Below are 14,105 nucleotides of genomic sequence, written 5' to 3' on the forward strand. Positions count from 1 at the left end.
TCAGAGAAACAGTCTGATGTAATTATTGTTTGAGGGCGAGGCATGCCTCGCCCCTACGGGGAACTCAGTCCGCTGGTGAGGCATACCTCGCCCGTGCGGGGAACTCAGTCCGCTGGCGGGTCGTGCATCGCCAGTGGGAAATTACTGGCCCGGGATCTCGCTGAATGCCTGCGGATTACGGGTAATAAACATCGCATCGCCATAGCTGAAGAAGCGGTACTGCTCTGCCACCGCCTGCTGATAGGCATGCATGGTGTGCCGATAACCGGCAAACGCTGATACCAGCATAATCAGCGTTGATTCTGGCAGGTGGAAATTGGTGATCAACACATCAATAACCTGATAGTGATAGCCAGGATAGATAAAGATTTTCGTATCGCCGAAGAAAGGGGCAATTAACGCATCCCCTGCCGCTTGTGCCGCGCTTTCCAGTGAGCGCACCGAGGTGGTGCCGACTGCAATTACGCGGTTGCCGCGCGCTTTACACGCCAGCACCGCGTCTACGACATCCTGCGGTACCTCGGCATATTCAGCATGCATAATATGATCTTCGATGGTATCAACACGCACCGGCTGGAAGGTTCCCGCGCCAACGTGCAGGGTGACAAACGCCGTTTCAACGCCCCGTTCGCGCAGTGCAGCCAGCAGCGGCTCGTCAAAATGCAGGCCCGCGGTTGGGGCAGCAACTGCCCCCGGTTTCTGGCTGTATACCGTCTGGTAAAGTTCACGGTCAGCGTCTTCATCAGGACGATCAATATAGGGCGGCAGCGGCATATGGCCGATTGCGTTCAGGATATCCAGCACCGCACGCTCATCATGAAACTCAATCTCAAACAGCGCATCGTGGCGGGCAACCATCGTCGCCTGCACACTTTCATCATCGCCCAGCAGCAGCTCGCTGCCAGGTTTAGGCGCTTTTGAAGAGCGCACATGCGCCAGCACGCGCTTATCGTCGAGCATGCGTTCAATCAGCACCTCGATTTTCCCGCCGCTGGCTTTACGACCAAAAATACGCGCCGGGATCACGCGCGTATTATTAAACACCAGCAGATCGCCAGGATTGAGCTTATCGAGCAAATCGGTGAATACCCCGTGCGTCAATTCGCCATCCGGGCCATTCAGCGAGAGCAGACGGCACCCGCTGCGCTGGGCTTGCGGATAGTGGGCAATCAAAGATTCAGGCAACTCAAAAGAAAAATCGGCAACGCGCATGGTCATTCACAGTCAGGGAAATCAGGGCGCACATTCTAGCTGAAAACTGACCATAGCTAAACAATCTGCTTAATTTCGCCAAAAAACCTACGCAATATGATGCGACCAGCTCCCCCCCAAAGGGATGAGGCCGGGACCTGATTAAGTACCGAGTGCTACCCTCTCACCTGCCGCTTGAAGTATGACGGGTATCAGATAGAATCGCGCCATGAACTATCTTGCTCACCTCCATCTTGCCACTCTTGCCGACAGCTCGCTGCTGGGAAATATGATGGCCGATTATGTGCGTGGTAACCCCTATCAGCAATGGCCGGATGCTATCGCTGATGGTATAGCCCTGCATCGCCGCATTGATGCGCTGACGGATTCACTTCCGGAAGTACGCAACGCCCGCCAGCTTTTTCGCAGTGACACCCGCCGGGTAGCTCCGATTACTCTCGACGTTATCTGGGATCATTTTCTGTCATCTCACTGGGATAAACTGGTGCCGGAAATTTCTTTGCCAGCTTTTTTGTCCAATGTCAGAAGTGTGATCGAACCACAGCTTGAGACTACGCCAGAGCGCTTCCAGAATCTTAACCATCACTTATGGGCCGGACGCTGGATGGAGCGCTATGCTGATGCCTGTTTCTTACAGGACGTGCTGAGAGGCATGGCCAGCCGCCGTCCGAAACTGGCGGCGCTGGCAGACAGTTACCATGATTTCATCAATAACTATCAACAGCTTGAAGAGATTTTCTGGCAGATATATCCGCGCATGATGGCACAGGCGGCGCAACGCGAGCTGTAAAATAAAATGCCCATATTTACACCTTGCCCTTTTCAATAAAAAGGTTATTGTATAATCCTGCTTTATAATTATTCATATTTTGATAGGCGTAAGCTATCAGAGTAATCGGCGCATTATGCTGGCCCCGATCCGGGTATGCCCCGTATACTGGCCGCATATTGTCACCTTATCTTCAACTTACCTTTACAGGAGTGAATATGGTTTTGGTAACTCGTCCAGCCCCTGATTTTACCGCCGCAGCAGTACTGGGCAACGGTGAGATCGTAGAAAACTTCAACTTTAAAAAACACACCGCTGGTAAAGCCACCGTTGTGTTCTTTTGGCCAATGGACTTCACCTTCGTATGCCCTTCTGAGCTGATCGCTTTCGACAAGCGTTATGCTGAATTCCAGAAACGTGGCGTGGAAGTTGTAGGTGTTTCCTTCGATTCAGAGTTCGTGCACAACGCATGGCGTAAAACTCCGGTTGATAAAGGCGGCATCGGCGAAGTTCAGTACGCAATGGTTGCTGACGTTAAACGCGAAATTCAGAAAGCCTACGGCATTGAGCACCCGGATGCGGGCGTTGCTCTGCGTGGTTCTTTCCTGATCGACAAAAACGGTGTGGTTCGCCACCAGGTTGTTAACGACCTGCCACTGGGCCGTAACGTTGATGAAATGCTGCGTATGGTTGACGCGCTGCAATTCCACGAAGAGCATGGCGAAGTGTGCCCGGCTCAGTGGGAAAAAGGGAAAGAAGGTATGGGCGCATCTCCTGAAGGTGTCGCTAAATACCTGTCTGAAAACGCTTCTAAGCTGTAATTCAGGCTGCATTTCCAGAAAAGCTCGCTTCGGCGGGCTTTTTTTTTGCCTCTATTTGCTCTTCTTCGCACCTTTGGTTACATCTGTCAGCGAAACTTTGTAATCATAACCGCAGGCATACACCACTCTCTCCAGAGACGATTCCGATGAAAAAGAGCACCCGCCATCTTTACTTTGCAGCGCTGTTCGGCGTAATCACTTTTTCAGTCCAGGCTGCACCTCACTATGTGCTGGAAAAAGTGGTGGAAGTCAGCCGTCACGGCGTACGCCCGCCAACGGCTGGTAACCGAAAAGAGATGGAAACCGGCAGCGGTCGCCCCTGGGCCAGCTGGTTAACAGCAGATGGTCAGCTTACCGGTCACGGCTACAGCGCGGCCTGGCTCAAAGGTCAGTACGAAGGGAATAACTATCGGCAATCCGGTCTGATCGGTGCGGGCTGCCCGACGCCCAGGGAAATTTTTGTCTGGGCCAGTCCATTGCAGCGTACGCGAGCCACCGCTGAGGCGCTGACGGACGGTGCGTTTCCTGGCTGTGGCATCCCGATTCACCATTCCGCCGAGAAAAACGATCCCCTGTTTCAAAATCAGGGCCCGGGTATTGCCACTCTGGATGAAGAGATGCAGCGCAAAGGTGCATTAGCCGCATTGGGGGGAAGCCTGAGTGCAGCGCAAAAACGCCTGCAACCAGAGATTTCGTTGTTAAAACAGGCAGTATGTCTGCCCGGTGCACCCTGCCCGGTGTTTGATCAACCATGGAAGATTAAATTCGCCTCCGACGGGCGCATTATGATTACTGGCCTGGACACGCTGGCGGCCATGGCAGAAACTCTGCGACTCGAATGGAGCGATAATAAACCGCTTAATCAGGTGGCCTTTGGTCATGCCACCAGCGCCGCGCAGATCGGCAAACTGATGCCGCTGCTCACCATCAAATATGATGCCACCAACGATCAGCCCTATGTGGCCCGACGCGGCGGTTCCTTATTGATGGATCAGATTGCCAAAGCGCTGCAACAGGGCGTAACGGTAAGGCCGCTGCAAGATGCGCCGCCCGATACGCGCTGGCTGCTGTTCGTCGCCCACGATGTCAATATCGCCTTTCTGCGCACTTTACTGAACTTCAGCTGGCAGCAGGGGGAATACCCGCGCGGTACTGTCCAGCCAGCCGGAAGCCTGGTGTTTGAGCGCTGGCAGGAGATCCAAAGTGGGAAGCGATTTATCCGCATTCTGTTTCGGGGGCAAAGCCTGGATCAGATCCGCCTCCTGACGCCCGTCAGCGACCAGCATCCGCTGCTGGAAAGCGAGCTGACATTCAGCGGCTGTGAGAAAACCGATGTTGGTACGCTCTGTCCGTATGACAGCGCGCTGGCACGTTTACGCCAGCATATCGATCCCTCCCTGATACAGCCGGTAAGCTATCAGGATCAGCTCGCAACATCCCGAGAAACGCCATGACTTTCCACCGCAATACGGTAAGATTTAGCGGCATACATAAAGGGAGTGCCGATGGCGTCTGAAAATAAGAGTTGGGTTACTGCGGCTGACGTTGCCCGCCTTGCCGGTGTTTCACGGTCTGCCGTCTCCCGCACCTTTACCCCTGGCGCTTCCGTTTCCGAGCCAACGCGCAAGAAAGTCATGGCTGCCGCCAGTGAGCTGGGCTATCAGGTTAATATCATTGCCCGCACGATGATCACCGGAAACAGTAATTTTGTCGGTATCATTACCGCCGGTTTTGATAATCCGTTTCGCAGTAAACTGCTTGCCCCGCTGGTTCATCATCTGGCGCTACAGGGGTTTATTCCCCTGCTGATGAATGCCGACGATCCGCAGCAGTTAGCCCCTTCTCTGCGCCAGTTGCTCAGTTATCACGTTACCGGGGTGATCCTCACCTCCGGCGCGCCGCCTCTGTCGCTGGCCGAAGAGTATCTGTCGAAGAAAATCCCGGTCACCCTGATCAACCGCCATGCGGATCTGCCCGGTGCCGATCGTATATGCAGCGATAATGCCCAGGGTGCCGGGCTGGTTTCCGCACTGTTCAGCCAGCAGGGGCTGCATCGGCTGGCTTTTATTGGCGAAGATGCCGCAAACTTCAGTACATCCCAGCGCTGGCAGGCCTTCCATCAGTGCCAGCCGCAGGCGGTTGCACTATTCTGCCCGAACGGAGGCTATCAGGCTGGATGGGATGCCGCAGAAAAGCTGCTGGCTGACTACCCCGATCGCCAGGGACTGTTCTGCGCGACTGATATGCTGGCGATGGGCGCACTGGATTATCTACGTCAGCATCCGGCTTTTTCAGCCATCAAAGTTGTCGGTTTTGATGATATTCCTCAGGCATCATTCGCCGCCTATCAGCTCACCACAATCCAGCAAGATACCGACCAACTTGCCCTACTTGCCGTTCATTCGCTGCTGGAACGCCTCAAGAACTTTTCTCAACCCTCCCAACAAAAAACCGTCCCTGTACAGCTGATCCGCCGTCATTCCGCCTGATTTGAAAAATTTGTTTTATGTTATGGCGATCACGGAATAATATTTTCGTCTTCGTCATTATCCTGTCACGACTCTGTAACAAGTAAGTTTTATATTATCAATTGCACACGTGTGCATATGGAGAAAAACATGGAACACCTCTCGCCGCAGGATATTGAACAGCGCTATCAGTTCGCCTGTGAAGTGGCGATGGCCGCCGCAGATTGTGCCTTTGGATTTTACCAGCAGCGAAACCAGCTGGAGGTCGAACACAAAGGCCAGGATTTGCAGGATGTGGTCAGCATCGCAGACCGGACGGTGGAAGCATTAGCCCGCAGCATGATTACAGGACGGTTTCCCGACGACGACTTTCTCGGCGAGGAGACGGGCGGCGGCGATGAAAATGCACGCTGCACCTGGGTGGTTGATCCGATTGACGGCACCAGCTGCTTTCTTAACGGGCTGCACAACTGGTGCGTTTCCATCGGCATCCTGGTAGCCGGGGAACCGACCATCGGCGTGGTATACGATCCAAATCACCGTGAGCTTTTTCGTGCCTGCAAAGGTAAAGGGGCCTGGGTCAATGATGCACCAATGCGCGTCCACAGCGGCACTACGGTAGCGGATGGCGTAATGGGCGTCGGTACCTCGCACCGCGTAACACCTGAGATATTCGTCCCCTTTATCAGCGCGCTGCTGCATGAAGGCGGCATGTTTATCCGCAGCGGATCCGGAGCGCTGATGACCGCCTGGGTGGCTGCGGGCCGTCTGATTGGCTATTACGAGCCGCATATGAATGCCTGGGATAGTCTGCCCGGTCTGGTGCTGGTGCGCGAAGCGGGCGGTATCAGCAATGATTTCTTAGCCAATCACGGCCTGCTGCGCGGTAACCCGCTGCTGCTGGCCAATGAGACCCTCTATCGCCAGTTGAGCGGAATGATCGCCCACCCGCTGGCCTGACGGTCAACCTGAAACCAATACGTGCTCACACTCTGATAACCCTACGCCATTATCGCCCTGAGAGGCGCGGCAAACGTCAGAAAGCGGTACGTTCTCTGTACGGAGATTTAAGATGTCTGGATTGCTTAACTTCTTTAAAGCAGCACCTCCCGCGCCATCACCGGGGCGGTTTGATCAGCGGAAGTTTACCTTTCTGCGCTGGCAAACTTTCCTCGCGATGACGCTGGCTTATGTCACTTTCTATGTCTGTCGCCTGTCGTTTACCGTGGCTAAAAGCGCGCTGGTTGAGCTGGGCATGACGCCGACAGAGCTTGGCATGATTGGCTCCGCGCTGTTCTTCTCTTACGCCATCGGCAAGCTGGTCAACGGTTTTATTGCTGACCATGCCAACGTAGTGCGTTTTATGAGTCTGGGGCTGCTGCTCAGTGCGGGGATGAACCTGCTGATGGGCTTTACCACCAACGCGCTGTGGCTGACGCTGTTCTGGGGGATCAATGGCTGGGCGCAGTCGATGGGCGTTGGCCCCTGCGCTGTCTCACTGGCACGCTGGTACGGCAGCAAAGAGCGCGGCACCTTTTATTCCATGTGGTCAACCGCTCACAATATCGGCGAGGCCGTCACCTATATGGTAATTGCCAGCGTTATTGCCGGATTTGGCTGGCACGCAGGCTACTTCACCACGGCGATGCTGGGCGTGGCGGGGATTGTGGTGATCCTGCTGTTTATGCGCGACTCACCGCAGAGCGCCGGTTATCCGCCAATTAGCGTAATTCGCGATGAACCTCAGGAGATTGAAGAGCAGCAGGGTTCGGTTTTTAAAAATCAGCTGCTATCGCTGCGTAATCCGGCTCTCTGGCTGCTGGCTCTTGCTTCGGCGTTTATGTATATCGATCGCTACGCGGTCAACTCCTGGGGCATCTTCTTTCTGCAACAGGCCAAGCACTACACTACGGTGGAAGCCTCCGGGATCGTTGGCGTCAACGCCATCGCCGGAATTGTCGGGACGATTCTCGCGGGGGTGCTTTCTGACCGCTTTTTCCCGCGTAACCGCAGTGTGATGGCAGGATTTATCAGCCTGCTGAACGTGGCAGGGCTGGCCCTGATGCTGTGGCTGCCGCGCAGTAACTACACCGATATCCTGTCGATGATACTGTTTGGCGCGACAATTGGTGCTCTGACATGCTTCCTCGGCGGGTTAATCGCTGTCGATATCTCCTCGAAAAAAGCCGCAGGTGCGGCACTCGGCACCATCGGTATTGCCAGCTATGCCGGAGCCGGTCTGGGGGAGTTTATTACCGGGGTGATTATCGATCGTACCTCGGTCATTGAGGCCGGCAAAACGTTGTATAACTTCCATAGTCTGTCGCAGTTCTGGATCGGCTGTGGTCTGATTTCCACCCTGCTGTGCTTTATTACCGCCGGTATTGTTGCCCGCCGCCATAGTCTGGCGCAGGCTCATTCGGTTGGCTGATTTATTTCGTTTTTTAATCTGACCTTATTGAAGGAATTATTATGTTAACGATACAGACGGCGTTATCGCGCCTGGCATTTGCCCTGATTATGGTACCCGTGCTGAGTAGTCAGGTGGTGCAGGCAGCAGATTTCGAGCTGGAGAAGGTGGTTGAAGTCAGCCGCCACGGGGTGCGTCCGCCAACGCCGGATAACACTAAAGCGATGGAAGCCGGCACCGATCGCCCCTGGCCGCAGTGGCTGACTGCCGATGGTGAACTGACCGGACATGGTTACGCCGCTGCTGTCCTGAAAGGCGGCTACGAGGCCAACGGCTGGCGTCAGGCAGGACTGCTGACCTCAGGCTGCCCGGACAGCAAGGCGCTGTTTGTCTGGGCCAGCCCGTTACAGCGAACTAAAGCCACTGCGAAGGCGCTCACTGACGGTGCGTTTCCGGGCTGCGACGTGACAGTACACAGCGTTAGTGACGACAGCGATCCCCTGTTCCAGAGCGATAAAATGGGGCTGGCCCCGCTGGATGAAGCAAAAGCACGGGCAGGGATTCAGCAGGCCATGGGCGGCACTGTAGAGCAGGCAGAGCAGCGCGCAGCGCCGGAGATCGCGCGCCTGAAAGCCGTGGTCTGTCTGGCTGACCATCCTTGTCCGATCTTCGATCGCCCCTGGAGCATCAAGCGCAACAAGGACGGGCGTTTCGAAGTTGAAGGACTGGCGACACTGGCCAATATGGCAGAAACGTTCCGCCTCGCCTGGAGTGAGAACCAGCCCTCAGCGAACGTGGCATTTGGCCATGTCCACTCTGCCGCTGACGTGGCAAAGCTGATGCCGCTGCTGACCACCAAATATGATTACATCAACGATGTGCCCTACATCGCGCGCCGTGGCGGTTCCGTGCTGATGGATCAGATAGCTAAAGGGCTGGCGGCTAAACCGGTCAAAGATGGCCCGCCGGACGTACGCTGGCTGCTGTATGTGGCGCACGATACCAATATCTCCTGGCTGCGCACCATGCTGGACTTTAGCTGGCAGCTGGCTGAATACCCGCGTGGCAATATTCCTCCGGCGGGGAGCCTGGTGTTTGAACGCTGGCGCGAAACGCACAGCGGCAAGCGCTATATCCGCCTCTATTTCCAGGCACAGACCCTCGACCAGATCCGTAATCTGGCTCCGCTGGCGGGAAAAAATGCCCTGGTGAGGAAAGAGTTTAGCGCGCCTGATTGCCGGATCACGTCCGCAGGTGTGATGTGCCCGTATGACAGCATGATGGCACGTATTACGCACAGCATCGACCGCAGTGCCGTCACTCCCGTGCACTATTAATTAACTGTTCTGATGGTAAAAAAAAGGCCCCCTGACGGTGGCCTTTTCTCTTATTTTCGCGCTAGCGATTGTTGCGCTTTACCCACTGCCAGCTAATCAGCAGCAGCAGGATCCAGCCCATACCGACATACAGCGAAATACGGGTATCCGGGAAATAACCAATCAGGCCGATGACAAACGCCAGGAACAGGATACCGATAACGGCGGTAACGTTACCGCCCGGCAGCGCAAACTTTAGCTCTTTCTGCTGCTCAGGCGTCAGTGTACGACGGAAAGCAATTTGCGAAAGAAGGATCATAATCCACACCCATACGGTGGCGAACGTTGCCAGTGAAGCGATCACCAGGAATACTTTCTGTGGCATCAGATAATTAAGATAAACCGCCACCAGCATTGCCAGCATCATCGCCAACACCGTCACCCACGGCACACCTCTGCGCGATACCGAAGCAAACACTTTAGGTGCATGCCCCTGCTCTGCCATGCCATGCAGCATGCGGCCAACGCCGAATACGTCACTGTTGATTGCTGACAGCGAAGCGGTAATCACCACGAAGTTAAGGATCGTTGCGGCCGCAGCAATTCCCATATGCTGGAACGTCAGAACAAACGGACTGCCGTTAGTGCCCACCTGGTTCCACGGATAGATAGACATAATGACGAACAGCGTACCCACATAGAACACCAGAATACGCAGCGGCACGGTATTGATCGCACGTGGAATCGACACCTGAGGATCTTTCGCTTCGCCCGCTGTGATACCGATAATTTCGATACCACCGAAAGCAAACATCACCACCTGGAGCGACAGCACCACGCCAATCCAGCCGTTCGGCATAAACCCGCCGTTGGTCCACAGATTGCTGATCCCCGTTGCCTGGCCGCCGTTACCGATGCCCCAGAGAATAATGCCAAAACCGGCGACAATCATCAGGATAATGGTGGCGACTTTAAACAACGACAGCCAGAATTCCACTTCACCGAACACCTTAACCGTAGCAAGATTAAGTGCGCCGATAATCAACACCACGCTTAAAACCCAAATCCAGTGCTGCACATCCGGGAACCACACGCCCATATAGATACCAAAGGCGGTAACATCCGCAATGGCAACTATCAGGATTTCAAAGCAGTAGGTCCAACCGGTGATATAACCTGAGAGCGGGCCAAGATAATCACGCGCATAGCGTGAAAATGAACTGGCCTGAGGGTTATTAACGGACATTTCGCCAAGGGCGCGCATAATAATATATGCAGCAGCCCCTCCTACCAGGTAGGCAATCAGGACGCCAGGACCGGCCATTCTGATGGCATCAGCCGAGCCATAAAACAGCCCGGTACCAATAGCTGAACCGAGAGCCATAAACCGAATATGGCGAGTGCTCAGACCTTTTTTGAGTGTTGAACTTGTCATAATTACACCTGTCGGCCCCTTACCGGCAAGGAGGCAAGGGAAAGTTTTACAACGCTATTGCTGATGCGCAGTAACCGACTGGCGGCCTGAAACGCGATCGTACAAAGCCACCAATACCAGCATCACCAGTGAAGGCGGCAACCATGCCAATCCCTGATCGGCTAAAGGCAGACTTTGGGTAAATGCTGGCAGTATTGCCTTAAAGTTTGTGCTTTTTATTGCATCGACAATACCGAAAAGCAGACTAATCAGCATAACTGGCGCGATGATTCTCGTGCTTTTATTCCACCACTTTAAGGTAAAACTTAACAGTACCAGCACAATACAAGGTGGGTAAATCGCAGTTAATACTGGAATTGAAATCTGGATAAGATGACTCAGACCCAGGTTTGAAACCACCATCGAGAACAGGCCAAGAATAAACACTAACTGACGATAGCTAAGAGGCAGGTAGTGCTCAAAGAACTCTGCACAGGCGCAGGTCAGACCAACAGCCGTCACCATACAGGCAACGAAAATCAGTGCGGCCAGGAAGAAGCTGCCCATATTTCCGAAGGTGTGCTGCACATAAGCATGCAGAATAGCGGCACCGTTAGCATTCTGGTCAACGATAGAAGCGCTGTCAGAACCGAGCTTAAACAGTGCCAGATAAACCAGCGTCAGGCCCACACCAGCAATCAGACCCGCAATCACGGTGTAACGGGTTAATAATTTCGCTTCACTGATGCCGCGCGAGCGTGCTGCGTTGACAATAACAATGCCAAACACCAGCGCCCCGAGGGTATCCATGGTCAGATAACCGTTCACAAAGCCGCTGGAGAATGCCGCACGTTGATAATCAACGGTTGCAGGCGCGAGGCCACCCGCCGGCCACAGCAGCGCGGCCAGACCCAGAATAGTCAGGGCAAAAATTTTCAGCGGTGCCAGCACATGGCCTACGGTATCCAGCAGTTTGCCCGGATAGAGGGAGACGCCTATCACCAGAGCAAAGTAAACCATGCTGTAGAGCATCAGCGGCAGCGTGCCGTCGCCCGTCAGCGGGGCAATCCCCACTTCAAACGATACCGTCGCGGTACGTGGCGTAGCAAACAGCGGGCCAACGGCCAGATAACAGACGGTCGCCAGCACCACGCCAGCCGCTTTACCTATTGGCGAACTAAGGGCGTCAATACCGCCGCCGACGCGTGCCAGCGCAATAACGGTAATCACCGGCAGTCCCACTGCGGTGATCAGAAAGCCGAGAGCGGCAATCCAGACGTGTTCACCAGACTGGATCCCCACCATTGGTGGGAAAATGATGTTTCCGGCACCGACAAACAGGGCAAAAGTCATAAAGCCCAGCGCCAGAATATCTTTGGAAGTTAAACGATGTGTCATAAGAAATCGTGTTGCCCGTGATGTTGTAAAAGGTCGTGATGTCAGGTTGTTACTGAAATCTATCCCTCTGCTCGCTCTAAAAACATTGTCACATAAATTCAATACAGTGGAATGCACTTGTTTTGGCTATATCAACAGTGAAAGTGAGCTGGTTATTTTCTGTATACAGGGGGATGACGAAAAAACGGGGGTAAGTAGAACGTTTATAGGGGAGAAAGGCAATACAGGATTGGAAAAGCAGGATGATATAGCGTAAAAAACCACTTAACCAGTGCATATCTTTAGATCTGGCTACGAATGCATTAGATGATTTGTATCTTTTTTATCCGACCCAGGGTTAATTTCCGCATTAAATCCGGGTGAGATGCACAAAAGGCGCGGAAATCCGCGCCCTGTACACAAACTGATGCAGCGATTACCAGACCCGGCTGGCAACATCCACGACCAGACGCACCTTGGCCCACTGCTGCTCTTCCGTCAGGCTATTACCCTCTTCAGTTGAGGCAAAGCCGCACTGCGGGCTGAGACAGATCTGATTGAGACTGACAAACTGCGATGCTTCACGCAGGCGTTTCTCTACGGTTTCTGCCGCTTCAAGCTCACCATTTTTGGTCGTGATCAGACCCAGCACGACCTGCTGTTTTCCTGGTTTGATAAAGCGCAGTGGCTCAAAGCCGCCGGAACGCTCGTTATCGTACTCAAGGAAGAAAGCATCGATATTGACACCGCCAAACAGAATTTCGGCCACCGGCTCATAGCCACCTTCCGAGATCCAGGTGGAGCGGAAGTTACCACGACACACATGCAGGCCAATCACCAGATCGTCCGGCTTCCCTTCGATAGCTTTATTCAACACGCGGGCATAGGTACGCGCCAGCTCTTCCGGGTTGTCACCGCGATCGCGGATCTGCTGTTTTTGATCGTCAGAGCAGAGATAGGCCCAGACGGTATCATCCAGTTGCAGATAACGGCAGCCAGCATCATAGAAAGCTTTAATTGCATCGCGATAGGTCTGCGCCAGATCGTCAAAATAGACATTAAGATCCGGATAGACATCCGCATCGATCACTTTACGCCCGCCGCGAAAATGCAGCACGCTTGGGCTGGGGATAGTCATTTTAGCGACGGCATCACCGCTGATACTTTGCAAAAAACGGAAATCTTCCAGCATTGGGTGGTTGCTGAAGCCCAGCTTACCGGTCACCTTCACACCGCGAGCCTTGGTCTGAACGCCGTTAAACTGAATGCCCTGCTCGGCCTCATAACGCTCTACGCCGTCCAGGCCATCAAAGAAATCGAAATGCCACCAGGCGCGGCGGAATTCACCATCGGTCACTACCTGCAAGCCATTTTCGCGCTGACGGGCAACCACTTTGCGGATCGCCTCATCCTCGACTGCGCGCAGTGCGGCGGCATCAATTTCTCCCGCTTCAAACTGCTTACGGGCCTGTTTAATTTCCGCCGGGCGCAGATAGCTGCCAACCACTTCGGCGCGGTATGGGGTGAATGTTGTCATAATAAATAGCTCCTGGCCTGCACTCGGCACATAATTTAGTGACGTAATAATTACATCAAGTTATATGTAGACTTCTGGACGTCTATATGTCTGTTACTTAAGAGTGTCATGAGAAGTCATCCGCGGCAAACGAGTAAATTTCATGTGAGTTGAAAAATATTCATGTTGTGGCAGGAGCGGGTCAGGCATGCCTGACCCCTACGAGTACGGTTTACATTCGTGAAGTGGAAGTACGCACGAACCCGGCAATACGCAGCTATGCCTCGCCCACAGCGAGTACGGTTTTACATTCATGAAGCGAAAGCACGCACAAACCCGGCAATACGCAGCTATGCCTCCGCAGGGGCGAGGCACGCCTCGTCCACGGCGAGTACGGTTTACATTCGTGAAGTGGAAGCACGCACAAACCCGGCAATACGCAGCTATGCCTCCGCAGGAGCGAGGCACGCCTCGCACACAGCGAGTACGGTTTACATTCGCGAAGTGGAAGCACGCACAAACCCGGCAATACGCAGCTATGCCTTCGTAGGGGCGAGGCACGCCTCGCCCACAGCGAGTACGGTTTTACATTCGTGAAGTGGAAGCACGCACAAACCCGGCAATACGCAGCTATGCCTCCGCAGGAGCGAGGCACGCCTCGCCCACAGCGAGTACGGTTTTACATTCATGAAGCGAAAGCACGCACAAACCCGGCAATACGCAGCTATGCCTCCGTAGGGGCGAGGCACGCCTCGCCCACAGCGAGTACGGTTTACATTCGTGAAGTGGAAGTACGCACGAA

11 protein-coding genes are annotated in these 14,105 nt (G+C 54.1%); 7 read left to right on the plus strand and 4 right to left on the minus strand.

The window, feature by feature from the left end:
* Positions 1 to 141: 141 nt before the first annotated feature.
* Positions 142 to 1,212, minus strand: coding sequence for a tRNA preQ1(34) S-adenosylmethionine ribosyltransferase-isomerase QueA (gene queA / locus GN242_RS16335; RefSeq protein ID WP_154752557.1), 1,071 nt, complete (start codon positions 1,210 to 1,212; stop codon positions 142 to 144).
* Positions 1,213 to 1,420: 208 nt separating this feature from the next.
* Between queA and GN242_RS16340 the strand changes: the two genes are divergently transcribed.
* From GN242_RS16340 to GN242_RS16370, 7 genes are all read left to right on the plus strand, one after another.
* The gene (locus tag GN242_RS16340; protein ID WP_156287839.1) at positions 1,421 to 2,002 is read left to right on the plus strand and encodes an ACP phosphodiesterase; all 582 of its coding nucleotides are present in this window, start codon (positions 1,421 to 1,423) and stop codon (positions 2,000 to 2,002) included.
* A gap of 197 nt (positions 2,003 to 2,199) precedes the next feature.
* Complete coding sequence (locus tag GN242_RS16345) at positions 2,200 to 2,802, plus strand: peroxiredoxin C (RefSeq protein ID WP_154752404.1); 603 nt, start codon at positions 2,200 to 2,202, stop codon at positions 2,800 to 2,802.
* Positions 2,803 to 2,948: 146 nt separating this feature from the next.
* Positions 2,949 to 4,256, plus strand: coding sequence for a histidine-type phosphatase (locus GN242_RS16350; RefSeq protein ID WP_156287840.1), 1,308 nt, complete (start codon positions 2,949 to 2,951; stop codon positions 4,254 to 4,256).
* Between the two features lie 51 nt (positions 4,257 to 4,307).
* Positions 4,308 to 5,291, plus strand: a complete 984-nt coding sequence (locus GN242_RS16355) for a LacI family DNA-binding transcriptional regulator (RefSeq protein ID WP_154752406.1) — start codon at positions 4,308 to 4,310, stop codon at positions 5,289 to 5,291.
* A 129-nt stretch (positions 5,292 to 5,420) separates the two neighbouring features.
* A complete protein-coding gene (locus tag GN242_RS16360) occupies positions 5,421 to 6,230 on the plus strand; it encodes an inositol monophosphatase family protein (protein ID WP_154752407.1) in 810 nt (269 codons plus the stop codon).
* 112 nt (positions 6,231 to 6,342) lie between these two features.
* A complete protein-coding gene (locus tag GN242_RS16365; RefSeq protein WP_156287841.1) occupies positions 6,343 to 7,701 on the plus strand; it encodes an MFS transporter in 1,359 nt (452 codons plus the stop codon).
* A 41-nt stretch (positions 7,702 to 7,742) separates the two neighbouring features.
* Positions 7,743 to 9,017: a histidine-type phosphatase gene (locus GN242_RS16370; protein ID WP_154752409.1), complete on the plus strand. Its 1,275-nt coding sequence runs from the start codon at positions 7,743 to 7,745 to the stop codon at positions 9,015 to 9,017.
* A 61-nt stretch (positions 9,018 to 9,078) separates the two neighbouring features.
* Here GN242_RS16370 and proY read toward each other — a convergent pair whose 3' ends face one another.
* The 3 genes from proY to GN242_RS16385 form a co-directional block, all read right to left on the minus strand.
* Positions 9,079 to 10,431, minus strand: coding sequence for a proline-specific permease ProY (gene proY, locus GN242_RS16375; RefSeq protein ID WP_154752410.1), 1,353 nt, complete (start codon positions 10,429 to 10,431; stop codon positions 9,079 to 9,081).
* 54 nt (positions 10,432 to 10,485) lie between these two features.
* The gene (brnQ, locus tag GN242_RS16380) at positions 10,486 to 11,808 is read right to left on the minus strand and encodes a branched-chain amino acid transporter carrier protein BrnQ (protein WP_154752411.1); all 1,323 of its coding nucleotides are present in this window, start codon (positions 11,806 to 11,808) and stop codon (positions 10,486 to 10,488) included.
* Between the two features lie 415 nt (positions 11,809 to 12,223).
* Positions 12,224 to 13,324 (minus strand): cobalamin-independent methionine synthase II family protein, encoded by a 1,101-nt coding sequence (locus tag GN242_RS16385; protein WP_154752412.1) that lies wholly within the window; start codon positions 13,322 to 13,324, stop codon positions 12,224 to 12,226.
* Positions 13,325 to 14,105: the final 781 nt, after the last annotated feature.

It is taken from the genome of Erwinia sorbitola (assembly GCF_009738185.1).
In the GTDB taxonomy this organism is placed as follows: domain Bacteria; phylum Pseudomonadota; class Gammaproteobacteria; order Enterobacterales; family Enterobacteriaceae; genus Erwinia; species Erwinia sorbitola.

What these genes read in the sequence shown, in the direction of transcription:
- queA (WP_154752557.1), bottom strand. Translation starts at nt 1,212, where the DNA reads ATGCGCGTTGCCGATTTTTCTTTTGAGTTGCCTGAATCTTTGATTGCC.
- GN242_RS16340 (WP_156287839.1), top strand. Translation starts at nt 1,421, where the DNA reads ATGAACTATCTTGCTCACCTCCATCTTGCCACTCTTGCCGACAGCTCG.
- GN242_RS16345 (WP_154752404.1), top strand. Translation starts at nt 2,200, where the DNA reads ATGGTTTTGGTAACTCGTCCAGCCCCTGATTTTACCGCCGCAGCAGTA.
- GN242_RS16350 (WP_156287840.1), top strand. Translation starts at nt 2,949, where the DNA reads ATGAAAAAGAGCACCCGCCATCTTTACTTTGCAGCGCTGTTCGGCGTA.
- GN242_RS16355 (WP_154752406.1), top strand. Translation starts at nt 4,308, where the DNA reads ATGGCGTCTGAAAATAAGAGTTGGGTTACTGCGGCTGACGTTGCCCGC.
- GN242_RS16360 (WP_154752407.1), top strand. Translation starts at nt 5,421, where the DNA reads ATGGAACACCTCTCGCCGCAGGATATTGAACAGCGCTATCAGTTCGCC.
- GN242_RS16365 (WP_156287841.1), top strand. Translation starts at nt 6,343, where the DNA reads ATGTCTGGATTGCTTAACTTCTTTAAAGCAGCACCTCCCGCGCCATCA.
- GN242_RS16370 (WP_154752409.1), top strand. Translation starts at nt 7,743, where the DNA reads ATGTTAACGATACAGACGGCGTTATCGCGCCTGGCATTTGCCCTGATT.
- proY (WP_154752410.1), bottom strand. Translation starts at nt 10,431, where the DNA reads ATGACAAGTTCAACACTCAAAAAAGGTCTGAGCACTCGCCATATTCGG.
- brnQ (WP_154752411.1), bottom strand. Translation starts at nt 11,808, where the DNA reads ATGACACATCGTTTAACTTCCAAAGATATTCTGGCGCTGGGCTTTATG.
- GN242_RS16385 (WP_154752412.1), bottom strand. Translation starts at nt 13,324, where the DNA reads ATGACAACATTCACCCCATACCGCGCCGAAGTGGTTGGCAGCTATCTG.